At 68.6% G+C, this 23,935-nt stretch carries 25 protein-coding genes and 2 tRNA genes; 15 read left to right on the forward strand and 12 right to left on the reverse strand.

Annotated elements, in window-relative coordinates; genetic code table 11:
- Positions 1 to 4: 4 nt before the first annotated feature.
- From RIN43_RS14095 to RIN43_RS14105, 3 genes are read right to left on the reverse strand one after another with little or no spacing between them, the layout of a single operon-like run.
- Positions 5 to 1,648, reverse strand: coding sequence for a DNA repair helicase XPB (locus RIN43_RS14095; protein ID WP_309129559.1), 1,644 nt, complete (start codon positions 1,646 to 1,648; stop codon positions 5 to 7).
- A 45-nt stretch (positions 1,649 to 1,693) separates the two neighbouring features.
- A complete protein-coding gene (locus tag RIN43_RS14100; RefSeq protein WP_309129560.1) occupies positions 1,694 to 3,388 on the reverse strand; it encodes a helicase-associated domain-containing protein in 1,695 nt (564 codons plus the stop codon).
- Positions 3,389 to 3,390: 2 nt separating this feature from the next.
- The gene (locus RIN43_RS14105; protein WP_309129561.1) at positions 3,391 to 3,684 is read right to left on the reverse strand and encodes a multidrug ABC transporter ATPase; all 294 of its coding nucleotides are present in this window, start codon (positions 3,682 to 3,684) and stop codon (positions 3,391 to 3,393) included.
- Between the two features lie 115 nt (positions 3,685 to 3,799).
- Between RIN43_RS14105 and RIN43_RS14110 the strand changes: the two genes are divergently transcribed.
- Together RIN43_RS14110 and RIN43_RS14115 are read left to right on the forward strand one after the other, a co-directional pair.
- Entirely contained in the window at positions 3,800 to 4,180 is a 381-nt protein-coding gene (locus RIN43_RS14110) for a cold shock domain-containing protein (protein WP_309129562.1), read from the forward strand.
- A complete protein-coding gene (locus RIN43_RS14115; RefSeq protein WP_309129563.1) occupies positions 4,164 to 4,802 on the forward strand; it encodes a DUF3027 domain-containing protein in 639 nt (212 codons plus the stop codon). The genes RIN43_RS14110 and RIN43_RS14115 overlap by 17 nt, the downstream gene beginning before the upstream one ends.
- An 89-nt stretch (positions 4,803 to 4,891) precedes the next feature.
- On the opposite strand, the gene serC is transcribed toward RIN43_RS14115, so the two are convergent.
- Positions 4,892 to 6,004, reverse strand: a complete 1,113-nt coding sequence (gene serC, locus RIN43_RS14120; RefSeq protein ID WP_309129564.1) for a phosphoserine transaminase — start codon at positions 6,002 to 6,004, stop codon at positions 4,892 to 4,894.
- Positions 6,005 to 6,105: 101 nt separating this feature from the next.
- Here serC and RIN43_RS14125 point away from each other — a divergent pair, with 101 nt between their 5' ends.
- From RIN43_RS14125 to RIN43_RS14140, 4 genes are all read left to right on the forward strand, one after another.
- On the forward strand, positions 6,106 to 6,807 hold the full coding sequence (locus tag RIN43_RS14125; RefSeq protein WP_309129565.1) for an iron dependent repressor, metal binding and dimerization domain protein: 702 nt from the start codon (positions 6,106 to 6,108) through the stop codon (positions 6,805 to 6,807).
- Positions 6,808 to 7,058: 251 nt separating this feature from the next.
- Entirely contained in the window at positions 7,059 to 7,883 is an 825-nt protein-coding gene (locus tag RIN43_RS14130) for a M23 family metallopeptidase (protein WP_309129566.1), read from the forward strand.
- Between the two features lie 305 nt (positions 7,884 to 8,188).
- Positions 8,189 to 8,686, forward strand: coding sequence for an HNH endonuclease (locus RIN43_RS14135; protein ID WP_309129567.1), 498 nt, complete (start codon positions 8,189 to 8,191; stop codon positions 8,684 to 8,686).
- Between the two features lie 34 nt (positions 8,687 to 8,720).
- Positions 8,721 to 8,794, forward strand: a tRNA-Arg gene (locus tag RIN43_RS14140).
- 202 nt (positions 8,795 to 8,996) lie between these two features.
- Here RIN43_RS14140 and RIN43_RS14145 read toward each other — a convergent pair.
- Together RIN43_RS14145 and RIN43_RS14150 are read right to left on the reverse strand one after the other, a co-directional pair.
- Positions 8,997 to 9,341, reverse strand: coding sequence for an Lsr2 family protein (locus tag RIN43_RS14145; RefSeq protein WP_309129568.1), 345 nt, complete (start codon positions 9,339 to 9,341; stop codon positions 8,997 to 8,999).
- Positions 9,342 to 9,511: 170 nt separating this feature from the next.
- On the reverse strand, positions 9,512 to 10,366 hold the full coding sequence (locus RIN43_RS14150) for a LuxR C-terminal-related transcriptional regulator (protein ID WP_309129569.1): 855 nt from the start codon (positions 10,364 to 10,366) through the stop codon (positions 9,512 to 9,514).
- Between the two features lie 110 nt (positions 10,367 to 10,476).
- Between RIN43_RS14150 and RIN43_RS14155 the strand changes: the two genes are divergently transcribed.
- Positions 10,477 to 10,824, forward strand: a complete 348-nt coding sequence (locus RIN43_RS14155) for a DUF485 domain-containing protein (RefSeq protein ID WP_309129570.1) — start codon at positions 10,477 to 10,479, stop codon at positions 10,822 to 10,824.
- Positions 10,821 to 12,440, forward strand: a complete 1,620-nt coding sequence (locus RIN43_RS14160; RefSeq protein WP_309129571.1) for a sodium/solute symporter — start codon at positions 10,821 to 10,823, stop codon at positions 12,438 to 12,440. Before RIN43_RS14155 ends, RIN43_RS14160 begins: the two co-directional genes overlap by 4 nt.
- Positions 12,441 to 12,506: 66 nt before the next feature.
- Here RIN43_RS14160 and RIN43_RS14165 read toward each other — a convergent pair whose 3' ends face one another.
- Positions 12,507 to 13,031 carry a methylated-DNA--[protein]-cysteine S-methyltransferase gene (locus tag RIN43_RS14165; protein ID WP_309129572.1) on the reverse strand — a complete coding sequence of 175 codons (525 nt, stop codon included), beginning with the start codon at positions 13,029 to 13,031 and terminating at the stop codon, positions 12,507 to 12,509.
- A gap of 235 nt (positions 13,032 to 13,266) precedes the next feature.
- Between RIN43_RS14165 and RIN43_RS14170 the strand changes: the two genes are divergently transcribed.
- Positions 13,267 to 16,923: an AAA family ATPase gene (locus tag RIN43_RS14170; protein ID WP_309129573.1), complete on the forward strand. Its 3,657-nt coding sequence runs from the start codon at positions 13,267 to 13,269 to the stop codon at positions 16,921 to 16,923.
- A complete protein-coding gene (locus tag RIN43_RS14175; RefSeq protein ID WP_309129574.1) occupies positions 16,916 to 17,104 on the forward strand; it encodes a hypothetical protein in 189 nt (62 codons plus the stop codon). Before RIN43_RS14170 ends, RIN43_RS14175 begins: the two co-directional genes overlap by 8 nt.
- 79 nt (positions 17,105 to 17,183) lie before the next feature.
- Here RIN43_RS14175 and mscL read toward each other — a convergent pair whose 3' ends face one another.
- From mscL to RIN43_RS14190, 3 genes are read right to left on the reverse strand one after another with little or no spacing between them, the layout of a single operon-like run.
- On the reverse strand, positions 17,184 to 17,591 hold the full coding sequence (gene mscL, locus RIN43_RS14180) for a large conductance mechanosensitive channel protein MscL (RefSeq protein WP_309129575.1): 408 nt from the start codon (positions 17,589 to 17,591) through the stop codon (positions 17,184 to 17,186).
- Between the two features lie 26 nt (positions 17,592 to 17,617).
- Entirely contained in the window at positions 17,618 to 17,890 is a 273-nt protein-coding gene (locus RIN43_RS14185) for an FmdB family zinc ribbon protein (RefSeq protein ID WP_309129576.1), read from the reverse strand.
- 15 nt (positions 17,891 to 17,905) lie between these two features.
- Entirely contained in the window at positions 17,906 to 18,502 is a 597-nt protein-coding gene (locus RIN43_RS14190) for a 5-formyltetrahydrofolate cyclo-ligase (RefSeq protein WP_309129577.1), read from the reverse strand.
- A gap of 65 nt (positions 18,503 to 18,567) precedes the next feature.
- On the opposite strand from RIN43_RS14190, the gene galU reads away from it, so the two are divergent.
- The 4 genes from galU (at position 18,568) to RIN43_RS14210 (ending at position 21,127) form a co-directional block, all read left to right on the forward strand.
- Positions 18,568 to 19,446, forward strand: coding sequence for a UTP--glucose-1-phosphate uridylyltransferase GalU (galU, locus tag RIN43_RS14195; RefSeq protein WP_309129578.1), 879 nt, complete (start codon positions 18,568 to 18,570; stop codon positions 19,444 to 19,446).
- A 37-nt stretch (positions 19,447 to 19,483) separates the two neighbouring features.
- Positions 19,484 to 20,095: a GNAT family N-acetyltransferase gene (locus tag RIN43_RS14200; RefSeq protein ID WP_375163754.1), complete on the forward strand. Its 612-nt coding sequence runs from the start codon at positions 19,484 to 19,486 to the stop codon at positions 20,093 to 20,095.
- A gap of 69 nt (positions 20,096 to 20,164) precedes the next feature.
- Complete coding sequence (locus RIN43_RS14205; protein WP_309129580.1) at positions 20,165 to 21,028, forward strand: hypothetical protein; 864 nt, start codon at positions 20,165 to 20,167, stop codon at positions 21,026 to 21,028.
- A 26-nt stretch (positions 21,029 to 21,054) separates the two neighbouring features.
- Positions 21,055 to 21,127: transfer RNA gene (locus tag RIN43_RS14210), tRNA-Ala, on the forward strand.
- A gap of 115 nt (positions 21,128 to 21,242) precedes the next feature.
- On the opposite strand, the gene RIN43_RS14215 is transcribed toward RIN43_RS14210, so the two are convergent.
- Both RIN43_RS14215 and RIN43_RS14220 read right to left on the reverse strand, forming a co-directional pair.
- Complete coding sequence (locus RIN43_RS14215) at positions 21,243 to 21,893, reverse strand: transcriptional regulator (protein WP_309129581.1); 651 nt, start codon at positions 21,891 to 21,893, stop codon at positions 21,243 to 21,245.
- A complete protein-coding gene (locus RIN43_RS14220) occupies positions 21,890 to 22,135 on the reverse strand; it encodes a hypothetical protein (RefSeq protein ID WP_309129582.1) in 246 nt (81 codons plus the stop codon). The genes RIN43_RS14215 and RIN43_RS14220 overlap by 4 nt, the downstream gene beginning before the upstream one ends.
- A gap of 404 nt (positions 22,136 to 22,539) precedes the next feature.
- Between RIN43_RS14220 and RIN43_RS14225 the strand changes: the two genes are divergently transcribed.
- Positions 22,540 to 23,652 (forward strand): PEP/pyruvate-binding domain-containing protein, encoded by a 1,113-nt coding sequence (locus RIN43_RS14225; protein ID WP_309129583.1) that lies wholly within the window; start codon positions 22,540 to 22,542, stop codon positions 23,650 to 23,652.
- Positions 23,653 to 23,935 lie beyond the last annotated feature (283 nt).

Below are 23,935 nucleotides of genomic sequence, written 5' to 3' on the forward strand. Positions count from 1 at the left end.
GGCGTCAGGCGGCCTTCAGGTCGGTGGCGTCCATGATCGTGTAGCTGTAACCCTGTTCCGCGAGGAAGCGCTGACGGTTCTGCGCGTAGTCCTGGTCGACGGTGTCGCGCGCGATGAGCGTGTAGAAGCTGGCGGTGTGATTCGACTGCTTGGGGCGAAGCAGCCGGCCGAGGCGCTGCGCCTCCTCCTGGCGTGAGCCGAACGACCCCGACACCTGGATCGCGACCGAGGCTTCGGGAAGGTCGATGGAGAAGTTCGCGACCTTGGAGACCACGAGCAGCGAGATCTCGCCCTCCCTGAACTGCCGGTACAGCTCTTCGCGCTCGTCCACAGGCGTCGCGCCGGTGATTTGCGGAGCGTTCAGCGCCTCGGACAGCGTCTCGAGCTGATCGAGGTACTGCCCGATCACCAGGATGCGCTCGTCCGGATGCTTCGCGATCAGCTCCCGGACCGCGGTGATCTTCGCCGGTGCGGACGCGGCGAGCCGGTAGCGCTCGTCGTCGGTCGCGGCGGCGTACTCCAGCCGGTCGCCGGGTGGAAGGTCGACACGCACCTCGTAGCACGCGGCGGGCGAGATGAAGCCCTGCGCCTCGATCTGCTTCCACGGCGCGTCGAAGCGCTTCGGTCCGATCAGGCTGAACACGTCGCCTTCGCGGCCGTCTTCGCGCACCAGCGTCGCGGTGAGGCCGATGCGGCGTCGAGCCTGCAGGTCAGCCGTGAGCTTGAACACGGGAGCGGGGAGCAGGTGCACCTCGTCGTAGACGATGAGACCCCAGTCCATCTCGTCGAGGAGAGAGAGGTGCGCGTACTGCCCTTTCCGCTTGGCCGTGAGGATCTGATACGTCGCGATCGTGACCGGCCTGACCTCCTTGGCCTGGCCGGAGTACTCGCCGATCTCCTCCGGGGTGAGCGAGGTGCGCTTGAGGAGTTCGTCTCGCCACTGCCGAGCCGAGACGGTGTTGGTCACGAGGATGAGCGTCGTGGTGCCCGTGACCGCCATCGCGCCGGCGCCCACGATCGTCTTGCCGGCGCCGCAGGGGAGCACGACGACACCGGAGCCGTCCTTCGCGAAGGCGTCGACAGCGTCGCGCTGGTACGGGCGCATGCTCCAGCCGTCCTCGTCGAGGTCGATCTCGTGCGGTGTCCCCGGCGTGTAGCCAGCGAGATCCTCCGCCGGCCAGCCGATCTTGAGCAGCTCCTGCTTGATCTGGCCTCGCGCCCACGCATCGACCAGGTACGTCTCCGGCGAGGGATGCCCGATGAGCAGGGGCTGGATGCGCTTGTTCGCCGCCACCTGCGTGAGCACGGCAGGATCGCTCGAGCGCAGGATCAGCGCCCCCTCGTCGTCGCGCTCTATGACGAGGCGGCCGTATCGGCCCACCGTCTCGCGCAGGTCGACGGCCACCGACGGGGGCACCGGGAAGCGCGACCAGCGGTCGAGGGTGGCGAGCATGTCATCGGCGGTGTGACCGGCGGCGCGTGCGTTCCACAGGCCGAGGCGCGTGATGCGATACGTGTGGATGTGCTCGGGGGCCCGCTCGAGCTCGGCGAAGATCGCCAGCTCGTGCCGTGCGGATTCCGCATCGGCGTGCGCCACCTCGAGCAGCACGGTGCGGTCGCTTTGGACGATCAGAGGGCCATCAGACATAGCAGACCAGTCTACCCGGCCGTCGGCCGCCTCGGCCTGGAACGGTCAGCTCTCCAGCATCCTTACCGAGCGGATGCTGCGTACGGGAAGCGTGCGCTCCACGTCCGCTGCGCGGTCGCGGCCGCGCAGGCGCCCTCCGCCGAGCCCGCTCGCCTCGAGGACGAGCTCACGGCTCGAGCCGTCGGGCATGGCGACCTCGACCGCCACGAGCGCGCGCACGCGCACGGCGGCGTCGAGCTCACGGTCGAGCCAAGCGGCGTCGGCATCCGGTCCGTGCCGCGCCCGCAGACGCGCGATCAGCGGTGCGTACGAGCCCGCGGGTTCGCGCGCGGGGGCGGCGAGTCGATGCCGGGAAGCAGGCACCGGCGCGCCGTCGTCGCCGACGAGGGTGGCCGGGTACTTCGCGTCGGCCAGCGCCCAGGCGACGGTCTCGGCGTTCACCCGTGACGTCAACTCGTCTCTCTCGCGCACCAGTCCGAGCGGACGAAGGCCGCGATCGACGGCGATGGCCCCGAGAAGATGGGAGTCGACGCTCGACACCACCGTCGCGCCGTCGCGCCGACGGCTGACACGCACCAGTCCGTGCCTGGCCGCGGTCTGCGTGACCAGGTACTCCAGCGGCTGCGGCACACCGGTCAGCGATACGTCGCGCAGGAACGTGAGAATGCTCTCGGCGGTCTCGCCCTCGACGAGCGCCAGCGCGATCGAGTCGGCGGTGAAACGATAGGACGATGCCTGCGCCGACGTGTGGTGCTTGGTCATTGCGCGCAGCCTGTTGTCCAGAGCCGGCTGCAACGGCCCCGGCGCGATCGCGGTGAGATCGTTCTGCAGGAACAGCCGATCGACCTCGGTGGGCAGCAGCGCGTCGAGCGCGGCCGTCTCGGCGGCGTCGCCCCGGCGCAGAGCGGCCGCCCATTCAGGCTCGGTGCCCTCCTCGGTCGACAGTCCCAGGAGTCTTGCGAGCCTCAGCAGCGTCTCGGCGTGTGCGGGCCAGGACGGATCCCACGGGTGGGCGGAGGGCCACCGCGGAAGCGGGATCCATCCGGCGCCGGACCGCAGCCCACGGGGAAGATCGGCGCGAAAGGCCTCCGCCAGCGTGACCCAGCGGTCTGAGAACGACTCGGCGAGCCAGCGCTCGGCCGCATCCGTCACGTGCAGCTCGCGTTCGACGGCGCGAGCGAGGCAGGCGGTCTCCGCGATGATACGCAGGTCGTCCGCCGGTCCGGCGTCCGCTCCCGATTCCGCGAGGCGCTTCCTCTCGCCGGCGCTGAGCGCGCCCGTCGCGACGAGCGTCAGGGGGCGCGCGCGGGCTGCCAGCAGCAGGTCGGCCAGCGCGCCGACGGTCGTGAACGCGCGTTCCGCGGCTCGCGCGGCGGATGCGGCGGACGCCGGTTCTGCAGTCGCCTCGTCAGGTTCGGCGATCCCGCCCCGCGTCGCGACGACGGCGGCGATCGGTGCGGGGACCCGTCCTTCGCCGTCGATCAGCGCCAAGGCGTCGAGGGTCTCGGACGGCGCGGCGCGCTCTCCATCGACGGCGTCGACCAGGATGCGCGCCTCGGCGGGTGTGAGGGTCGCCAGCGCGCGTTCGACGGATGCCGTGTCGAGCAGTGCCTCGGCGGCGTCGAAGAAGTCCTCCCATGCGGCGTCGGGTCGCACACCACGCACGCGCAGCAGTCGCTCGAGCTGCGCATCGCTCAGCTCGGCGAGGCGAGTGGCGAGCGGACGCGCGTGGGTGAGCATGGCTAGGACCGCTTGCCCGCGCGTCCTTTGCGGACGAAGGTCATGATCAGCAGCGCGATGATCATCAGGAAGGCCAGCGGCAGGCCGTACATCGGCAACGCTGCGGCGATCGGCCATGCCCCCTCGCCGAAGGCCGCCTGATCCATGCCGGACGCGGTCCCGATGATGATCGCGAAGAAGCACACGACCGATGCGCCGGCCAGAATGAGGGCTCCGTAGGCGAGAACGCGGTCGAACCGCCGGACCGGAGGCTCGCCGTCATCCGACGGTTCGGGGCGGGTGCGGTGGGTGCTCATCGGTCTCAGCGTATCGTCTGCAGGGCGCGGGGTCCCGCGAGCCCGCACGCCCGGTAGGCTGGAGAGGTCGCGCTGCCGCGCGACGTATCCATAATGCGCACAGCGAGGTTCTCCCATGCCCACCGGCAAGGTCAGGTTCTACGACGACGAGAAGGGGTTCGGCTTCATCGCATCCGATGACGGCCAGGACGTCTTCCTGCATGCCTCTGCGCTTCCTGCGGGCGTCACCGTGAAGAAGAACTCGCGCGTGGAGTTCGGTCTCGCCGATGGACGTCGCGGGCCGCAGGCACTCTCCGTGCGCGTGCTGGACGCCCCGCCGAGCCTGGCGAAGGCGAGCCGTAAGCCCGCCGACGACATGGCGATCATCGTCGAGGATCTCGTGAAGCTGCTCGACGACATCGGCGGCGATCTTCGTCGCGGCCGCTACCCCTCCTCCAGCCATGGCCGCAAGGTCGCCGCTGTGCTGCGCAAGGTCGCCGATGACCTCGACGCCTGACGAGCTGGCCGCGTCGGCCAGAGAGCTGGCGCTCGCGGCCCTGCACGAGATCACGCCCGCCACGACCGTCGGACCGGCCGCCGGTCACACCGTCGAGGAGAGCGGAGCCGTCTCGCTGCGCTTCGAGAACCGTCTGCCCGGCTACCCGGGCTGGTACTGGACGGTCACCGTCGCACAGCTCGAAGATGAGCAGCCGACCGTGCTCGAGGTCGAACTGATGCCGGGCGACAGCGCTCTGCTCGCCCCGGAATGGGTGCCATGGGCCGAGCGCCTCGCCGAGTACCGTGCGCACCAGGCCGAGCTCGCCGAGCAGGCCGCGGCCGGGCGCGACGACCAGGCGGAGACGGATGCCGACGCCGAGGACGACGAGTCGGACGACGATCACGATGAGACCGACTTGCTGCACGCCGGTGACATGGACGGCGTCGACATCGACGAGCTCGATGACCCGGACGACGCCGACGAAGACGAATCCGAGGACGACGACTCGGACGAGGACGACGACTCGGACGAGGACGACTCGGACGAGGACGACTCGGACGACTCCGAAGAAGAGGAAGCCGAAGACGAGGACTCCCCAGCGGGCGAGGACTTCGACGAAGACATCGACGTCGAGCGGTGACGCTGGCCGCGACCGCGACTCCTGAGACGCGAAGGGCCCCGGAACGTGTTCCGGGGCCCTTCGCGTTCGCGGTCTCTGCAACGGAATGATCAGCCGGCCGTGTGCTCCAGCACGTACTCGATGGAGCGGATGAGCCGGCGCACGTCATCCGGCTCGATGGACACGAACGTCGCGATGCGCAGCTGGTTGCGGCCGAGCTTGCGGTAGGGCTCCGTATCGACGATGCCGTTCGCACGAAGCACCTTCGCCACGGCGGCGGCATCCACACTGTCGTCGAAGTCGATGGTCGCGACGACAGGGGACCGGTCGGCAGCATCCGGCACGAACGGTGTCGCCACCTCGGATGCCTCAGCCCATTCGTAGAGCAGGCGCGAGGACTCCGTGGTACGGGCGGCGGCCCATTCGAGTCCGCCGGCCGCGAGGATCCACTCCAGCTGCGAGTCCAGCAGGTGCAGCGTCGTGAGGGCGGGGGTGTTCAGCGTCTGATTCTGACGCGAGTTGTCCACCGCATTCTTGAGACTGAGGAACTCGGGAATGTACCGGTCCGATGCCGCGATGCGCTCGATGCGCTCGATGGCCGCGGGGGAAGCGGCGGCGAACCAGAGACCGCCGTCGGAGCCGAGGTTCTTCTGCGGCGCGAAGTAGTAGACGTCGGCCTCGGCCACGTCGAAGTCGATTCCGCCCGCGGCGCTCGTGGCATCGATGACCGTCAGCGCTCCGTCCGAGGGCACGCGACGGACAGCCGCCGCGACGCCTGTGGACGTCTCGTTGTGCGGCCAGGCATACACATCGACGCCGTCGACGACCTCTGCCCGGGTGCTCCGGCCCGGTTCGGCCTTGCGCACGTCCGGTGCTTCGAGCCACGGCGCGGCGGCCGCCTTGGCGAACTTGCCGCCGAACTCGCCGAAGACGAGATTCTGCGCACGGTTCTCGATGAGACCGAATGCTGCGGCGTCCCAGAACGCGGTCGAACCGCCGTTGCCGAGGAGGATCTCGTATCCGGCTGGCAGCCGGAAGAGAGCGGCGAGGCGCTCGCGGACGCTGCCGACCAGGTTCTTCACAGGCGCCTGGCGGTGCGAGGTGCCCAGCAGGCTCGATCCCACCGAAGCGAGCGCTTCGATCTGTGCGGGGCGCACTTTGGACGGACCGCAGCCGAAGCGTCCGTCGACGGGCAGGAGTTCACGGGGGATCTCGATCGCCATGCGTCGATTGTATGGGGAGCGGAGTGCGCCCCAGCTCCCCGTGACGCCCGGCGACGACGGCCAGAAGGTAGGCTTGCCTAATAACCTCCGGAGGGGCCCGCATGACCGATCTGATCGATACGACCGAGATGTACCTGCGCACCATCCTCGAGCTCGAGGAGGAGAACATCGTGCCGTTGCGAGCACGCATCTCCGAGCGCCTCGGTCACTCCGGTCCGACCGTGTCGCAGACGGTCGGACGCATGGAGCGCGACGGCCTCGTCGTCGTCTCGGAGGACCGCAGACTCGAGCTGACGGACGGCGGACGCCGCAAGGCCGTCGACGTGATGCGCAAGCATCGTCTCGCCGAGAGACTCCTCTCGGACGTGATCGGCCTCGACTGGGCCTACGTGCATGACGAGGCGTGCCGCTGGGAGCACGTGATGAGCGAGCAGGTCGAGCGCCGTCTCGTCGAACTTCTCGGCCACCCCACCGAGTCGCCGTATGGAAATCCCATCCCCGGTCTCGATCAGCTGGGCGACCTGCCTGCCCGCACCTTCGATGAGGGCGTGGTCGGGCTCGTCAGGCAGCTGGATGCCACCGGGGGCCCGATCGAGGGCACGGTGCGCCGTCTCGCCGAGCCCGCCCAGGTCGACCCGGAACTGCTCGAGCAGCTGCGGGATGCGGGCGTCGTGCCCGGTGCCCGTGGTGACTTCCGGTACAACGAGGGCTACGTGCTCATCCGGATGGAGGGCGGCGATGAGGATCTCGAACTGCCCGTCGAACTCGCGTCGCACATCTTCCTCGTGGTGGAGAACTCCTGATCAAAGGCTGTTTATGCGGATGGCGGGTGGATTGCCAGGTTCGCAGGGTGACAGAATCGTTATCTTCCGGTAACGTCGTTGGGGTCGCCGGCGAAGAAGCCCGCCGGTGACATACGCGAAGATCGCCTCCCGGCTCGTCGTCTTCGCGAGAAGTTGCACAACGTGCCCGTGTGACATACGTGCCCGAGAATCGACTTTGCCGACGAGCCGTCGCTCACCCGAAGAGCGTGGAGGCGCAGGAGGACTCCCTTTTGGCCGCAGACATCGAACCGAACGCCACGACATCTGAAAAGAAGGCTCTCGCCCCCAAGCGCGGGAGCAGCCGGAACTCCGGCGTCAAGCCCATGCGGACGGTCGCGATCTTCGCTGCCGTGAGCGCGCTCGTCGCCGCTGTCGCACTGCCTGCGTACGCGGCCTCCAAGCCCGCCGCGGTCGCAGGAGCGACCACGCTCCAGCAGATGGCGGTCGGTGACGCACAGTCGCTGGTCGTCGCATCCGAGGCGACCGCCGCGCCCATGAAGCGCGGCACCTACGCGGCGACCACGCCCGAGGAGATCGCGAAGAAGAAGGCGGAGGAGGCGGCGAAGGCCCGCGCCGCCGCCGCAGCCAAGCTGGCCGCCAGCGCCTCCAGCGGCGGCTCGCGTCTGAGCGACGCCGACCTTCGCCTGGTGGCCGCCGGGTCCGGAGAGGTGCGTTATCCCCTCCCGCAGGGTTCCTACTACGTCAGCCGCACGCTCAACAGCGGGCACGACGGCGCCGACATGGTCGCCTCGGCCGGCACCCCGATCTTCGCCGCCGCCGGAGGCGTCGTGCGCACCTCGGCGGACAGCGTCGGCGGCTACGGCGTCGCCGTCATCATCGACCACGTCATCGGCGGCCAGCGAGTCTCGACCCTCTACGGCCACATGACCTACGGCACCCGCGCGGTACGGGCGGGTCAGGTCGTGCAGCCGGGCCAGTTGATCGGCAAGGTGGGCAACACCGGTCGCTCGTACGGAGCGCACCTGCACTTCGAGGTGCGCGTGAACGGATCGCTGGTCGAGCCCATCGGCTGGCTGCGCGCGAACGCGGGCTGACCGGACACGCCCCGGCGTTCACCGGGGATTTCGCCCATCGTGCATGTTCATGAGCTACCCTGATCCCGTCGTCGTACGGGCAGGAGAGGCTGATGGAACTGATACCGGGCATCCGCACCATGGATGCGCTCGGTCGACTGGTCCTGCAGCATCGCCCGCAGGGAAGGCTCGGTCTGGCCGAGCGTGAAAGGCGCTGTCGATAGACAGCGCCTTTTCTCATCCCTGCGACCGTCTGCTGCCCGAGCGGCGTCGTGTGAGTCGAGAGCGCCGGGAAGCCATCCCGGATGATCGAGAGGATGACGACGATGCGCACACTGGTATTGAACGCCGGATACGAGCCGCTCACTGTGGTCTCGTTCAAGAGAGCCCTCGTTCTCGTGATGAATGAGAAGGCGAGCGTGATCGAGCACGTCGAGGGCGAGCCGGTGCGCGCCGGTCGCGACGCATACGAACGGCCGGTGGTGATCATCCTCTCGAGATACGTGCGAGTGCCGACGGCGAGACGGATGCCAGTGACGCGGCGCGGAGTGCTGCGCCGTGACGATCACCGATGCGGCTACTGCGGTAAGTCCGCTGCCACGATCGACCACATCCTGCCGCGCTCCAGAGGTGGTGCCGACTCGTGGGAGAACCTTGTCGCGTGCTGCTTGAGGTGCAACAACCTCAAAAGCGACCGCACTCCGCAGGAGATGGGATGGCAGCTGCGCTTCACGCCGCGTCCACCGCATGGAACCGCATGGACGGTGCGCGGCGCCGAACGCAGCGACCCGCGGTGGGAGCCCTATCTCGCTCTCGCGGCATGAGAGACCCGGCCCGTGCCCATAGACTTGTACCGGCGCCTTCGTAGCTCAGCTGGATAGAGCAGCCCTCTCCTAAAGGGCAGGTCGCAGGTTCGAATCCTGTCGAGGGCACGACGCCGAAGGAGGGCCGCCCGAAGGGTGGCCCTCCTTCGGCGTCTACACGTCGCGTGGAGTGGCGATGGGGACGCGAGGGCACGCCAACGCCATGCGCGCAACGAGCCCCAGGAAATCACCCCGTAGAAAAGAAGAGCCGCTCACAAAGAGCGGCCCTTCTTCTTCTCCCGTGGTCCTCGGGCATTTCCTCCGGTCGGAGTCAGTTCGCTGCGTTGTACGCCTCCATCACCTCTGCCGAGATGCGGCCCCGCTCCGACACCTTGTGCCCGTTGGCTTTGGCCCATTCGCGGATCGCGGCCGTGTCGGCGCTGCGGGGAGCTCGGCGCCGCGAGGACGTCGTGCGCGTGGAACCGCCGCCGGTGGTCCTACGGCCGGCGTCGATGTAGGGCGCGAGGGCGTCGCGCAGCTCATCGGCATGGGCGGTTGTCAGGTCGATCTCATATGCGACACCGTTCAATGAGAAATGGACGGTTTCACCCTCGCCCGCTTCCAGCAATGCGCCGTCGATGTCGTCAACCAGTTGATGCACAATTCGTCGAGCCATGGCGATAACGATATGCGCTGAATTCGGTGAGAACAACACGTGTCACCGCGGAATGCATGAATCAGATCTCTTCACGACCAATTCCATGCGGGTTGCGGCCGGCCGTCTTTCGGAATGTCGGGTTCAGCCGCGCGGAATGACCTTTCCGTGTCGGGTTCCCGCTGGAACGATCAGGGGAGGAGCCCGGCTCGCCTCGCACGGGCCACGGCGGCGTGCCGGGTCGACGCGTCCAGCTTCGCCATGGCCGAGCCGAGGTACGCCTTCACGGTGCCCTCCCGCAGGCCGAGACTCGCTCCGATCTCGGCGTTGGTCGCGCCAGTCGCCGCGCAGGCCAGCACATCCGTCTCGCGGGGGGACAGTCGCACCGTGCTCACCGGTCCGGTGGTGGTCGATGCCGACTCACCGGCGATGTCGAGCAGCCGTCGTTCGACCTCGGCGAGGCGCTCGCGAAGCTCGGCATCCGCGATCGTGGCGGCGATGCTGCGCAGCTGCGCGTAGCTCTCTCGCAGCTCCTCGCGGTGCGTCGCAGGCAGCGTGGGAACAGGCGCGGCGGCCCGAACCCGCCTGTCCACCTCGTCTCGGATGCGCAGCTCCGTCGCGACGCTCTGCGCGACGGACATCGCTGGTGCCGTGGTGACGCCACCGACCTGCGACTCTTCCCACGCTCCGGCGTACAGCACGCCGCGCGAGCGGCCCTCAACCACGATCGGTAGCGCCAGCAGGGTGCGCAGTCCTTCACCGAGCACGAAGACGTCGTAGTCGTGGGTGATCTGCTGCGAGGTGCGGTAGTCGCTCGTCATGCGCGGCCGCAGCTCGATCATGGCCCGGCCGCCGAGCCCTCGCTCCGGGCGCACCCGGAGCCCGTCCAGGCTGTGCGTGCGGTTGCCGACGATGCTCGACACTCGCACGACACCATCCTCGATGAGCCCGCCGAACGCGACCGGGAACCGGGTGCGCCGCGCGAGCTCGCGCACCGCTTCGGCGACGAGCTGCTCTTCGGATTCGATCTGCGCGTTCGTGTACACGGACTACCAACTTTTGGGGGTGACGGCGCCGTGCCCCCTTTTCGTAGCGTCGACCCTACCACCCGTGCGGCACCAGCCGTACGGCCACGGACATGCGGCAAGGAGGCCTCATGACAGACCCGGTGAACGCAGATCCCGGTGGGGGGATCGATTACATCGCCGTCGAGGAATCGGAGAGGTTCCGCGCGCTGAAGCGGATGCAGCGCTCATTCATATTCCCGCTCGCGGTGTTCTTCCTCGTCTGGTATTTCGCGTACGTGCTGCTCGCGGCCTTCGCCGTCGATTTCATGAGCCAGCGCGTGTGGGGTGATATCACGGTCGGCCTGCTCTTCGGGCTCGGACAATTCGTCACCACGTTCGCGATCACGATGGCGTATGTCTCATTCGCCAATCGCAGAATCGACCCGGTGGCAGCCGAGATCCGCGAGGAACTCGAGAAGGCGCAGGTGAACCCGTGAACATCGTTCCTCTCGCCACCACGCAGGCCAAGAACGACCCCATCCTCAACATCGTCATCTTCGGCGCCTTCGTCGCGGTGACACTCTTCATCGTCATCCGCGCCAGCCGCAACAACAAGACGGCAGCTGACTACTACGCGGCGGGGCGGTCGTTCAGCGGCCCGCAGAACGGTTTCGCCATCGCGGGCGACTATCTTTCGGCGGCATCCTTCCTCGGGATCTGCGGTGCCATCGCCGTGAACGGATACGACGGATTCCTGTACTCGATCGGATTCCTCGTGGCCTGGCTGGTGGCGTTGCTGCTCGTCGCAGAGTTGATGCGCAACACCGGCAAGTTCACCATGGCGGATGTGCTGTCGTTCCGGCTGAAGCAGCGACCGGTGCGGATGGCGGCGGCGATCACTACCCTCGCCGTTTGCTTCTTCTATCTGCTGGCCCAGATGTCCGGGGCCGGTGGACTGGTGTCGCTGCTGCTCGGAATCGACAACGAGATCGGGCAGTCCGCGGTGATCGCGGTCGTCGGCGTGCTGATGATCCTCTACGTGCTGATCGGCGGCATGAAAGGCACCACCTGGGTGCAGATCGTGAAGGCCGTCCTGCTGATCGCCGGCGCGATCGCGATGACCATCTGGGTGCTCGCACTGCACGGATTCAGCCTGAACACGCTGCTCGAGCGGGCCGTGGAGGCGTCGCCGCAGGGCGAGAAGATCCTCGGCCCTGGCCTGCAGTACGGCGCCAACCCGCTCGATTTCCTCTCGCTCGGCATGGCGCTCGTCCTGGGCACCGCCGGCCTGCCGCACGTGCTGATGCGCTTCTATACGGTGCCGACGGCGAAGGAGGCGCGACGCTCGGTCGTCTGGGCGATCTGGCTCATCGGCCTCTTCTACCTGCTGACGCTCGTGCTCGGGTACGGCGCCGGTGCGCTCGTGGGTGCCGAGACCATCCTGGGCGCACCAGGAGGAGTGAACTCGGCTGCCCCGCTGCTGGCGCAGGCACTCGGGGGCCCCATCCTGATGGGATTCATCTCGGCGGTCGCCTTCGCGACGATCCTGGCTGTGGTCGCAGGTCTCACGATCACGGCGGCGGCGTCGTTCGCGCACGACATCTACGCGAACGTCATCAAGCGCGGCAAGAACGGCGACGGCGCGGCCGACCCCAACGGTGAGGTGCGGGTCGCCAGGCGAACCGTGGTGGTCATCGGCATCCTCGCGATCGTCGGCGGTATCGGCGCCCAGGGGCAGAACATCGCGTTCCTCGTGGCGCTCGCCTTCGCCGTCGCGGCGTCGGCGAATCTGCCCACGATCCTGTACTCGCTGTTCTGGCGCCGGTTCAACACGCGCGGAGCGGTGTGGAGCATGTACGGCGGGCTGATCGCGGCCATCGGCCTGATCATCGTCTCGCCGGTGTTCTCGGGCAGCGAAACGGCGATGATCCCCGGCATCGACATCTCGATCTTCCCGCTGAACAACCCGGGGATCGTCTCGATCCCATTGGGCTTCCTGCTCGGCTGGCTCGGCACCATCACGGCGCGCGCGCCCGAATCGCGAGCGCTCGCGGCCGAGATGGAGGTCCGATCGCTCACCGGGTTCGGGGCTGAGAAGGCGGTCGAGCACTGATCAGCTGCCCTCTCGCCGGATGACTCGGGCGGATCCCTGCGGCCTACTCGCCGGGATCCGCCCGCGTCATGCCCCCGAAGCGTCCCGCTCGAGATCGAGCAGGAACCGCTTGCGCTCCGGGTGGGCACCGTAGTGACCAGGCGTGCCGTCAGAGCGGATCACGCGGTGCACGGGCACCACCACCGAGAACGGAGTCAGCCGACACGCGGTGCCTACGGCCCTCGCCGCACCAATGCTGCCGGCCACGATCGCCACCTCGCCGTAGCTCATCGTCTCGCCCCAGGGGATCTCGCACACCGCCTGTAGCGCGGCTCGGGAGAAACCGTCGGTGAGGCGCCAGTCGAACGGCATGTCATCGTCGAAGCGGATCGGCTGGCCGTCGAAGTACGCGGCGAGCAGTTGCGAGAGTTCATCGGCGGCCCCGGGATGCGGCTCGGGAGCCGAGCCCAGCCGCCGGCTGACGCCCTCGAGGAGCCAGGGAACGCCCGGATCGGCGGATTCGGACAGATCGAAGCTCACCAGGCCATCGGCCGAGAACACGGCCAGGCCGTCGCCGAAAGGGGTGGGGGCGAAGTCGTATCGGAAGCTCATGCGTCCATCCTCGCGCGGCCGCTGCCCAGGATCGGGGATCCGTCCCGGTGACGGGGGACAAGCCGCTTCGACATCGCGATTGTGCAGGACGATTGAAGGGACGTCAACGCCCGAATCCGCGCGAATCCGCGCGAAACGGCCGGGAATACCGCCCAGCGCGCGTCCCGCGCCTAGGCTTTGACTTGTGTGGCGACGTGAGGCGAAAAGCGCCGAGGTCCGCGGAGAGGAACCCGCGGTGAACCTCGGAGAGCTCAGCGACTCGTCGACCGGCGTCGAGATCGCGCACGCCGCGGAGGCGCACCGCACCGGCCTGCGCGCCGAGGCCGCCGATCTGGGCGGCGCATCGCCGCTGGTCACCTTCGTCGATGCGCCGGAGGCGGGCATCGACATCTCCAGGGCCCACCCCGGGAGCCTGCCGCAGTTCATCACCGGGCGCTCCACGCTGCTGTCGAATCTCTTCCGTGACGAGGTCGGGCTGCGCACCGCGAGGATGGCAGCGGAGCGGATCACGGCGCGCAACACCGAGCTGCGCGCCGTCAGAGGCATCGACGCGGTGCGCCTGGCGGTCGGTCTCGCTCGCTGGCGGCTGGGTGGTGCCGACTTCGCCGCACCCGTCCTGCTGCGCCCATTGGCGATCCGTCGTCACCATGCCGACTTCGAGCTGAAGCTGCAGGGCGCGTTCGAGGTGAATCCCGAGCTCATCCGCGTCGCCCGTGAGCACTTCGGCCTCACGCTCGACGCTGCGGGACTGGCAGCGCTCGCGTACGACGGCGGGATCTTCAAGCCGCAGCCGGTGATCGACCAGCTGCGGGCGCTGACGCGCTCCATCGACACGTTCGCCGTGCATCCGCGACTGGTGGTGTCGACCTTCGCCGATGTCGCAGGCCCGATGGTGCGCGACATGGTCGACCTCGACCACGCGGTGCTGAACGCGCTGGCAGGCCATGCCGCCGATCGCGAGCAGGTGTCGGCGCCTCGTCCTGCTCCCGTGCTCACCGACCCCGACGATCGCGCTCCGGCATCCGAGAGCCTGCTGCTCGATGCCGATGCGGAGCAGGAGGAGGTGCTCGCACGCATCGCGGCGGGGCACTCGCTCGTCGTCTCCACGCTTCCCGGTACAGGGGGCACACAGACCGTCATCAATGCTCTCGGTGCCTTCGTCCGCGCCGGCAAGCGCGTCCTCGTCGTCTCCACGCGCCGCTCGACTCTCGACGGCGTGCGCCATCGACTGGCCGGTATCGGGCTGGACGGGCTCGCCGTGTCGCCGGCCACCGTGCGCCGAGACCTGATCAAGGCGATCGCGCGCAGCGAGAAGGCCGTCCAGCCGAAAGCCACCGAAGTCGACGACGCGCTGGTGCGTCTGCGCGCCGTGCTGCGCGACTATCGCCGCGCGCTCACTCAGCCGATCGGTCGCACCGGAGCATCCGTGCTCGAAACCACCCGCCAGCTCGCGCGCCTGGCGTCGCTGCCGGTGCCGCCGACAACCGGCGCACGGCTGTCGATGGACGCGATCGAGCGACTGGCCGGTGACCGCAGGTCCGCCGCCGAAGCACTGACCCGTGCCGCTCGTCTGGGCGAGTTCCGGTTCGGGCCCGACGACTCGCCCTGGTATGGCGTCAGCTTCGGGAGCACCGAGGCTGCGCAAGCCGCCCATGCGCTGGCAGGGCGCCTGCACGGCACCGCAGTGCCCTCGCTGCTCGAGCGGGGCTACGAGCTCATCGCGCAGACCAGCATGCGCCCGTTCGCGACGATCGACGAACTGGGGGAGTACCTGAGGCTGCTTCAGGGCATCCGCGACTCCCTCGACCGGTTCAGTCCCACCGTCTTCGAGAGGCCCCTCGGCGAGCTCATCCAGGCGCACGGGTCGAGGCGGGACGCCCCGGGGATGTCGTCCGCGAATCGGCGCCGACTGAAGAGGCTCGCGCGCGAGTACGTCAGGCCAGGCGCGCACGTCTCGGAGATGCACGAGGCGCTGCTTCGCATCCAGCAGCAGCGCACGCAGTGGCAGCGCCACGTGGACGCAGGCGTCGCACCGCAGGTGCCGCTGGGCCTGGCCGACGTGCAGGCCGCCTGGCAGCGGGTGTCTGCCGAGCTCGCCGATCTCGACGCGGCGCTCGGGCGCAGAGAGCCGCTCGCCTCGCTGCCTGTGGCGCGTCTCGTGCGCACACTGTCGGGCCTGGCCGCACGATCCGCGGTGTTCGACAATCTGGTCGAGCGCACCGAGATCCGCGACGCGCTCGCGAACCTCGGGCTGAGCCCGCTGCTCTCCGACCTCTCGGTACGCCACGTGCCCGAAGAGCGCGTCGCGGACGAGCTGGAGTTCGCCTGGTGGCAGTCGCTGCTCGAGCGCGCGCTGCAGGACGACCGCTCACTGCTCGGCGCGAACACCGCCGTGGTCGACAGGCTCGAACGCGACTTCCGGCTCGTAGATGAGGCGCACACCGCCATGGCCGGCCCCCTGCTCGCTTGGAACCTCGCGAGTCAGTGGCGCATCGCGCTGGTCGACGAGCCCGAGCAGGCCGCGCATCTTCGTCGCGCCCTCAAACACGGCGACGCGTCGACGGCCGAGATCGTGGCCGCGGCTCCGGATCTCACCCGCGTGCTGGCGCCGGTGTGGATCTCCTCGCCGTACCAGGTGCCCGAGATCCCCGATTCGGTGGAGTTCGACGCCGTGCTGCTCGCGGACGCTGCGGCGATCAACCTCGCCGAGGCGGCGCCGGCGATCCGAAGGGCACGGCAGATCGTCGCCTTCGGCGACCCCGTGACGCAGCGACCGACGCCGTTCACCGTGGCGACGCTGCCGGATGCCGAGTGGGAACCGGAGGTGCCGTTCGACGATGTCTCCGTGTTCGAACGTCTCGCCGAGCTCTTCCCCGTGACGACTCTGACGCGCAGTTATCGCGCCGGCGGAGAGGACCTGGCCGAGCTGATCAACGACGCGTTCTACGGCGGTGAGATCGTGTCTCTCCCCTGGGCGGGCTCGTACCTCGGTCGCGGCAGCCTCACCGTCGATTACGTCGAGGGCGGCGTCGGTGCACCCGATCCCGTCTCGGGTGCCGTCGAGAGCCCCGATGCCGAGGTGGCCAGGGTCGTCACGCTCGTGGTGGAGCATGCCATCAACCGCCCCGCCGAGTCGCTGATGGTGGTGACCGCGAGCAGACGGCACGCCGAGCGGGTGCGCGCGGCCGTCGCCGCCGCGTTCGCCGGTCGCTCCGACGTCGCCGATTTCGTCGGCCGTGACACCGCCGAGCCGTTCGCGGTGCTCACGCTGGAGGAGTCCGTCGCGGAGAGTCGCGATCGCGTGATCTTCTCGCTCGGCTACGGGCTCACCAAGCACGGACGCGTGCTCAGCGACTTCGGCGATCTCTCACAGGAGGACGGTGAGCGTCTGCTGACCGTCGGGATGACGCGTGCCCGCCGCTCGATGGTGATCGTGTCCTGCATCCGCCCGTCGGCATTCGACGAGGGCAGGCTCGAGCACGGCGCCTCCATATTGATGTCGATCCTCGGCGGACTTGCGGGTCGCAGCCGTGACGCGCGCCTCGAGGATCTCGCCGACCCCCTCACGTTGGCCCTCGCCCGTGAGCTGCGCCGCCTGGGCGCCGCGGTCGACGTCGACTACCGCGGCCTGCTGCCGCTGGTCGCGCAGCACGACGGCCGGGCGGTCGTGATCGAGTCCGATCCCGAGTCACGCGACGAATCGCTGCGCGAGAGCCTGCGACTGCGTCCGCAGGTGCTGCGCCGGCTCGGATGGCACTACGTGCGTGTGCACGCCTTCGATCTGTACAGCGACCCGGCGACGGTCGCCCGACGAATCGCCACTGTCCTCGGCATCGAGGAGGACGCCGTGCGCGCGGAGCACGATACGCAGCCGCTCGACCTCGATGACTGAGCGCGAACCGGGCGAGCGGCAGAAGGTCGTGCGCGTACCCGGCTCTCGCCGCGCCAGGCTGACACCGGCTCCCGGTACCGACGCCCGGCCGGAGACGGCCGATGAGCCGCCGCGCGCATCGCCGAAGCGTCAGGGGCCGAATGACGATCGGATGCTGCGCGACGTGCCGCCGCACTACTGATCAGAGGTGACTCTCGACGCAAGAGGCGCCCTTCCTGAGAAGGGCGCCTCTTGCGTGCGTCGCTCGGGCGAAGCCGAGGTCAGTGCGCGTCGTGCTTGCGCAGCGCGTCGCGGATCTCGATGAGCAGTTCCTGCTCGCTGGGCAGGGTCTCCTCCTCGACGGCGGGGTTCTTCGCCGCCTGTCGTTCCTTCCACTTGTTCATCGGCAGGACGAACACGAAGTACACGACGAGGGCGACGGCGAGGAAGCTGATCACCGCGGTGATCAGGTTGCCGAGCGGGAAGGTCACCTCCTGCCCGTAGATGCCCGTCATCGTCGGACCGACGGTGCCGTCCTCGCTGGGCTGGTAGAACAGCGCGACGAGTGGCGTGATGATGCTGTCGACGACCGCGGTGACGATGGCGGTGAACGCGCCGCCGATGACCACTGCGACCGCCAGGTCTATGACGTTGCCCTTGGTGATGAATTCCTTGAATCCCTTGAGCATGGCTCCCCCTGTGGGTGTTTCCGGCCTCAGCTCGACGCCGGGGCCTTCGCGGGAGCCGGGTTGGCACCCGTCGAAGATTCCGACTTCGATGATGCCGAACCCGTCGCCTTGCCGCCAGCATTTCCGCGCGAGTCCGTGCGATAGAAGCCCGACCCGTTGAACGTCACTCCGACGCTCCCGTACTGCTTGCGCAATGCGCCTCCGCATTCGGGGCAGATGGTGAGCGCGTCTTCCGAGAAACTTTGCACGGCGTCGAATCGGTGGTCGCACGCGGTGCAGGCGTAGGCGTAGGTGGGCATGTGGAGCTCCGGTGGTCAAGGGCGCGAGGAGGAGAGCACGATGGTCTGCGTCGGCGTGACCACGCCGTCGACCGGCTGGTCGTGCAACTCGCGCGGCAGGGAATCGAGTACCTCGGAATCATAGATGACCGCGTACACCGGCGGGCATTTCTCCATCGAGCCCAGGGTCTTGTCGAAGTAGCCGCGCCCCCAGCCCAGGCGAGTCCCGTCCCGGTCGACCGCGGCCGCGGGGATGATCATGAGGTCCACATCGTTCACCGCGATCGGGCCGAGCACTTCGCCGGTCGGCTCGGGAAGGCCGTACAGTCCCTCACTGACGTCGTCGTTGTCGTCGGCGACCGCCCAATCGAGCAGACCGTCCGCGCGGGTGACGGGAAGCAGGACCCGGATGCCACGGGCCACCGCCCGCCGCACGAACTCGTGAGTGCCGGGCTCCGTGGTGGTGGAGAGGAAGCAGGACACCGAGCGGGCACCGTGAGCGGTGAGCAGCGCGTCGAGCTGCGCGCCGATCCCCGCGGCGGCGGACTCGCGTTGCGAGTCCGACAGCAGCTGCCGCCTTTCCCGCAGCTCTGCGCGGAGGGCCCGCTTCTGCTGTTCCTCGTCGCTCGGCATGCCCCGATCATACGGGGCCGTGCTGTGCGGCCGGACGCCGGCGGCAGCGCCGCTAAGCTGGCCGAATGAAGAAGATCAAGGCTGTCATCCCTGCTGCGGGGCTGGGGACGCGTTTCCTCCCCGCTACCAAGGCCATGCCGAAGGAGATGCTCCCGGTCGTCGACAAGCCCGCGATCCAGTACGTCGTCGAAGAGGCCGTCAGCGCCGGGATCGACGACATCCTCGTCATCATCGGGCGCAACAAGAACGCCATCTCCGACCACTTCGACTCCGTCCCCGAGCTGGAGGTCAAGCTGCAGCAGAAGGGCGACCACGGCCGGCTCGAGCGCGTCATGAAGTCGAGCGATCTCGCCGACATCCACTTCGTGCGACAGGGTGAGCCCAAGGGCCTCGGTCACGCGGTGCTCCGCGCTCGCACCCACGTCGGCGACTCCTCGTTCGCGGTGCTGCTGGGCGATGACCTCATCGATGAGCGCGACGCGCTGCTCACCGAGATGATCGCCGCGCACGAGCGCACCGGAGCGGCCGTGATCGCGCTGATGGAGGTCGATCCCGCGTACATCCACATGTACGGAGTGGCCGCCGTCGACGGCGGTGCCGACGGCACGGTGAAGGTGACCGGCCTCGTCGAGAAGCCTGCGGCCGAGGATGCACCGTCGAACCTGGCGGTGATCGGTCGCTACGTGCTGCCGCCGAGCGTGTTCGAGATCCTCGAGCGCACCCCGCCCGGCAAGGGCGGTGAGATTCAGCTGACGGATGCGCTGCAGGAACTCGCCGCCGACCCGAACGGGCCCGGCGTCGTCGGCGTCGTGTTCGGCGGGCGGCGTTATGACACCGGGGATCGGGTCGACTACATCAAGGCGATCGTGCAGCTGGCCGTGGATCGCGACGATCTCGGCTCCGATCTGCGTCCGTGGCTCAAGGACTTCGCCGGCCGCATCTAGCCGGAGACGAAAGATGCCGCTCGACGCCCTCCCGCCCATGCAGCACGGTTCGGTCGGGCTGCGTCTGGTGCGCGCCCGCGACGCGCGCACTCTGCAACGCGAGCTGCTCGAGAACCGTGCCTGGTTGCAGCCGTGGGAGGCGACCATTCCCGGCGGCGTGGCGACGTTCGACATGCGCGTCAGCATCCGCCGTCTGCTGCAGCAGTACCGCGACGGGGCCGGCTACCCGTTCGTCATGGAGTGCGACGGTGAGATCGCGGGGCAGCTGAACATCTGGGGTGTCTCTCGAGGATCGCTGTGCTCGGCGACGATCGGCTACTGGGTGAGCGAGCGGTTCGCGGGGCGGGGGATCACCCCGACCGCTGTCGCGCTCGCGACGGACGCGAGCTTCGAGCAGTACGGGCTGCACCGGATGGAGATCTGCATCCGGCCCGAGAACCAGGCCAGCATCCGCGTCGTGCAGAAGCTCGGCTTCAGGTACGAAGGCCTTCGCCGACGCTTCATCCACATCGACGGCGACTGGCGCGACCACTATGCGTTCGCCCTCACCCGCGAAGATGTCCCCGAAGGTGTGCTGAGGCGATGGGTGCAGGGGCGGGCGCCTCGTGACGCCGGAGCCATCCCGTCGGCCGGTGCGCCGGGTCAGTGAGCCTGATTCGTCGCGACACGCGATGAGCGTGCCGGGCGCGTCCGAAACCCGTCGCTTACCGTGGTGACTATGGATGGGCCGGTGCTGAGCGGGGGCGTGATCGTCGTCGTCGCCGTGCTGCTCTGGGCGCTGTATTTCATGCCCACCTGGCGCGGCCGTCATCAGTACTACGCGGCCGAACGCAACGCCGTGCGGCTGAACCAGGCGCTGCGCGTTCTCGCCGAGACGAGCGAGACCCCAGAAGAGGTGCGGCTCGAGCTGACGGCGCGTACCGCTCTGGCCAAGCAGAAGCTGGCCAAACGGGTGCAGGCCGAGAAGGAGCACGCGGAACTCGAACGCCTGCGCCAGGAACTCGCCGCCACCCGCAGGGATCCCCAGGTGCGACAGGCGCGTGCGCGTCGTCGTGTGCGGCTCATCGCCACGACCGGTGTGCTCGCGGGAACTGCGATCCTCGGGATCGGAGTGTGGCGCCTCATCGTGGCAGGGGAGTGGCTGACGGCTTCGGCGGGACTGCTGACCGCGGCACTCGGGATCGTCATGCTCATGCGCATGGCCGCGGTCTCGGCTCGTTCATCCGTGAGAGCCGCGCACTCCGTCGTCGAGCCGAAGGCCGAGCGGGTCTCCCCGCCGCTTCACGACCAGGGTCCGGCGACATGGACGCCGCGCGCGCTGCCTGAGCCGATGGTCTCGGTCGCTGGATCCCGCGCCCAGGCCGCCCGAGCGCAGATCGACGCGCAGGACGCCAGGCGCAGGGCGGCGAGACTCGCCGAGCTGCGGCGGCGCGCACAGGAGCTGGCGCCCGAGGCGCCGGTCAGTCTGCCTGCCCCTGCGGGCGACAGCGGACCGTCCCGCTATTCGCAGATGGGATTCGTGGACGACGCTGAGATCGAGGCTCACGTGCGGGAGATGCTCGCGCGTCGAGCCGCCGGTTGAGCGCGTGGTAATGTAGCTGAGTCCACGGGCCCATGGCGCAGTTGGTAGCGCGCTTCGTTCGCAATGAAGAGGTCGGGGGTTCGAATCCCCCTGGGTCCACGACAAAGCCCTGAGCCGCGACTCGTTCACGAACGAGTCGCGGCTCAGGGCTTTTCCTGTACGCGTCTCGCAGAGCGTCGACTGGTGCGACGGATCGGATCTGCCCTACTGACGCCTACTCGAAACCATCGGGGTTCGTGTCGCGGCGGTCGACGCCGAGCGTGGCGAGGAGATCCTCGTGCAACTCGAACCATACTCGGTGACACGAGTCGATCCCGGTCCTGTCGACCCAGGCCGGCTGGCCACCCTTCGCCTTGTCCAGTGCGGACGCGAAGCGTTCGGCATAGCCGCTGAATCGCACCAGCACGCCCGACAGGCGATCGGCGAGGGGCGTGAGTTCCTCACTCAATCGCGAGAGTTCGGAAAGGATGCGTCCATCCCGCTCGCCGTCAGAGTGGTCGTTGGATGCGAAGGCATCGGTGGCGGTGGGGGAGATCTGCCAGTCGGTGACGGCGCGGAGGAGCCTGGCGTTGAGGGGGAGGAACTCCCGGTAGGCCGCAGCGATTCGCAGCGACGGATCGGCGCTCTCTCGTTCGATGGCGAGCTGACGCTCGTTCTCGGTCCTCCCGGCGTCGGTGAGCGACCACCCTTCGAGGTCGGCGAACGACAGGCGCTGCACCCAGCCTCGGCTTTCCGCCTCTTCGAGCAGATCGGCCGCCTCGCCTGGGGAGGACCCTGCGCGTGCGGCGATCGCCGCGCCGTCCGCGAATCCGAGCAGCCGCACAGCGTGCAGCAGCCGGAGGCGTGATGTCGACTGGCGGGTCATGGGCCTTCGCTACGTCTCGCGCTGAGGCGGCTGACATGCTGCTGGCATGCTTGCGGCGAGTGGAAGCGCATGGCCTCGGCGATCTTCGCCCAGGTCAGCCCTGCGTTGCGAGCGCTGAAGATCAGGCCGATCTCCACGCCTTCCGTCTCTGCGCGCGCCGCGGCGAGCAGAGACAATGCGCCCAGCAGGTCGTCCGGTTCGAGGTCCTCGGACTTCCACAGTGCGAACTGAGTGAGGTCCACCGCTGTCGGCGGAATGCCGTTCCGCCGCCACGGGCGGGGCGGAAGGGCGCTGGCTCCCAGACTCAGAAGCCGGTCCCCGGCATCGCGCTCGCGTTTCAGTTGCGAGTGCTCCCCGATAGGTGATCGACCGACATCCCGCTCGTACTTCATGCCCTCACCTCGATATCATCAACGAAATGTTGTCAACATACTATTGATGCGGCACGATGCTCACACCACTACGGGAAGCGTCCCGGACCCGATGCGGCGGCAAAGCGGCGGCGTTGGCCCTGCTCCTCCGCGAGGGTTTGCCGGTCCCCGAAGGGTTCGCGGTGCCGTTACGCGGCTCAGTGGCCCGGGGAACGAGGGCGCATGCCGCATCTCGCCATTCGCTCGGAGACGCGGTCGCACGCGAGCTGGAACGCATGGGGAACCCGATCGTCGCGGTGCGCTCGTCAGCGGCGAACGAAGACACCGCAGGCGGGTCGGCGGCGGGTCAGTATGTGAGCGTTCTCGGCGTGCGGGGTGAAGCTCGTGTCCATGACGCCATCGTCGCGTGCCGAGCGTCCGCGCGCTCCTCCCGGGTCACCGAATACTGGCGCCGGAACGGGAGCGACCCCAAGGGCCTGACCCCAGATGGGGCGGTGCTCGTACAGCGACTCGTCGTCGCCGACGTCTCCGGTGTGATGTTCACCGCTTCGCGAGTAGGAGGCTCGACGCTCATCGAGGCGTCCTGGGGTCTCGGGCTCTCGGTGGTCGGTGGGACGGTCACCCCCGATCGCTACGAGGTCACGAGCGATGGCAGCGTGCAGTGCACAATCGGCCTGAAAGCCACACGGGTGGACGTGAACCAGCAGGCGACCGGCGTCGTCCGCGGCTCCGTGGCGGAGCACTTGCGAACTGCGCGCGCGCTCACTGACGGGCAGGTCGAGGCCCTCGCCCGTGTCGGCGCGCAGATCGCCGAGCTCTTCGGCGCGCCGCAGGACATCGAGTGGGCCATAGCCGGCGGTAGGACGTGGGTGCTGCAGGCGCGGCCGATCACCGCAGCCTTGCCGAGCACCCCCTCCCTCGAGCGGAGAGCCCCCGGCGCAATGCTGACCGGGACTCCGGGGTCTCACGGAGTCGTCACAGCGCGAGCCCGGATCGTGCGGGACCACATGGATTTCGCGCGGGCGCGTCGCGGTGAGATCCTCGTCTGCCCGTACACCGACCCGGCCTGGGTGCCGTTGTTCGCCGTCGCCGCTGGAGTCATCACAGAGACGGGCGGGATGCTGTCGCACGCGGCGATCGTCGCTCGCGAGTACGGCATTCCCGCGGTGCTCGGCGTCGCCGGGGCATGCGGTGCATCCGCGACGGGGACCGCATCACCCTCGACGGCACGACAGGACGCATCACCCTGGCTGACGCCCGTCGAGGCGGGTGACCTTGCGCCTGCCGAACGTCGCACCGCCCCGGTCCCACGCACGCCTCACCGGGGACTGGACCGCGACACGCCCGGGGGTAGGGCAGGATTTGCCGGGTCTGCGGGATCCGCGTAAGTTATTACATGTTCGCCCCAAGCGGTTGAGCGAGAGGCCGGAAGGCCTGGCTCCCCTCCAAGCAGCGAACATCCTCCAGTTCTTCCAGTCGCGGTTTCGCGGGTGTAAGATGGAGGTTCCGGCTCCGGCCCGGCCGTTTGACGGCCCCGGATCTGCCGGATAAGATTGTGAAGTTGCCCTGCGCGTCCTGCTTTGGTTGGTGGGTGTGTGGGTGCGTCCGATCCTTGAGAACTCAACAGCGTGCACTTGTCAAATGCCAAATTATCCTCGTCCGGTCTTTGGA

This window comes from Microbacterium sp. (genome assembly GCF_031178445.1).
In the GTDB taxonomy this organism is placed as follows: Bacteria; Actinomycetota; Actinomycetes; order Actinomycetales; family Microbacteriaceae; genus Microbacterium.

Bases quoted from the DNA above. Each gene is read 5' to 3' on its own strand.
- RIN43_RS14095 (WP_309129559.1), bottom strand. From the start codon at position 1,648: ATGTCTGATGGCCCTCTGATCGTCCAAAGCGACCGCACCGTGCTGCTC.
- RIN43_RS14100 (WP_309129560.1), bottom strand. From the start codon at position 3,388: ATGCTCACCCACGCGCGTCCGCTCGCCACTCGCCTCGCCGAGCTGAGC.
- RIN43_RS14105 (WP_309129561.1), bottom strand. From the start codon at position 3,684: ATGAGCACCCACCGCACCCGCCCCGAACCGTCGGATGACGGCGAGCCT.
- RIN43_RS14110 (WP_309129562.1), top strand. From the start codon at position 3,800: ATGCCCACCGGCAAGGTCAGGTTCTACGACGACGAGAAGGGGTTCGGC.
- RIN43_RS14115 (WP_309129563.1), top strand. From the start codon at position 4,164: ATGACCTCGACGCCTGACGAGCTGGCCGCGTCGGCCAGAGAGCTGGCG.
- serC (WP_309129564.1), bottom strand. From the start codon at position 6,004: ATGGCGATCGAGATCCCCCGTGAACTCCTGCCCGTCGACGGACGCTTC.
- RIN43_RS14125 (WP_309129565.1), top strand. From the start codon at position 6,106: ATGACCGATCTGATCGATACGACCGAGATGTACCTGCGCACCATCCTC.
- RIN43_RS14135 (WP_309129567.1), top strand. From the start codon at position 8,189: ATGCGCACACTGGTATTGAACGCCGGATACGAGCCGCTCACTGTGGTC.
- RIN43_RS14145 (WP_309129568.1), bottom strand. From the start codon at position 9,341: ATGGCTCGACGAATTGTGCATCAACTGGTTGACGACATCGACGGCGCA.
- RIN43_RS14155 (WP_309129570.1), top strand. From the start codon at position 10,477: ATGACAGACCCGGTGAACGCAGATCCCGGTGGGGGGATCGATTACATC.
- RIN43_RS14165 (WP_309129572.1), bottom strand. From the start codon at position 13,031: ATGAGCTTCCGATACGACTTCGCCCCCACCCCTTTCGGCGACGGCCTG.
- RIN43_RS14175 (WP_309129574.1), top strand. From the start codon at position 16,916: ATGACTGAGCGCGAACCGGGCGAGCGGCAGAAGGTCGTGCGCGTACCC.
- mscL (WP_309129575.1), bottom strand. From the start codon at position 17,591: ATGCTCAAGGGATTCAAGGAATTCATCACCAAGGGCAACGTCATAGAC.
- RIN43_RS14185 (WP_309129576.1), bottom strand. From the start codon at position 17,890: ATGCCCACCTACGCCTACGCCTGCACCGCGTGCGACCACCGATTCGAC.
- RIN43_RS14190 (WP_309129577.1), bottom strand. From the start codon at position 18,502: ATGCCGAGCGACGAGGAACAGCAGAAGCGGGCCCTCCGCGCAGAGCTG.
- galU (WP_309129578.1), top strand. From the start codon at position 18,568: ATGAAGAAGATCAAGGCTGTCATCCCTGCTGCGGGGCTGGGGACGCGT.
- RIN43_RS14200 (WP_375163754.1), top strand. From the start codon at position 19,484: ATGCAGCACGGTTCGGTCGGGCTGCGTCTGGTGCGCGCCCGCGACGCG.
- RIN43_RS14205 (WP_309129580.1), top strand. From the start codon at position 20,165: ATGGATGGGCCGGTGCTGAGCGGGGGCGTGATCGTCGTCGTCGCCGTG.
- RIN43_RS14215 (WP_309129581.1), bottom strand. From the start codon at position 21,893: ATGACCCGCCAGTCGACATCACGCCTCCGGCTGCTGCACGCTGTGCGG.
- RIN43_RS14225 (WP_309129583.1), top strand. From the start codon at position 22,540: ATGGGGAACCCGATCGTCGCGGTGCGCTCGTCAGCGGCGAACGAAGAC.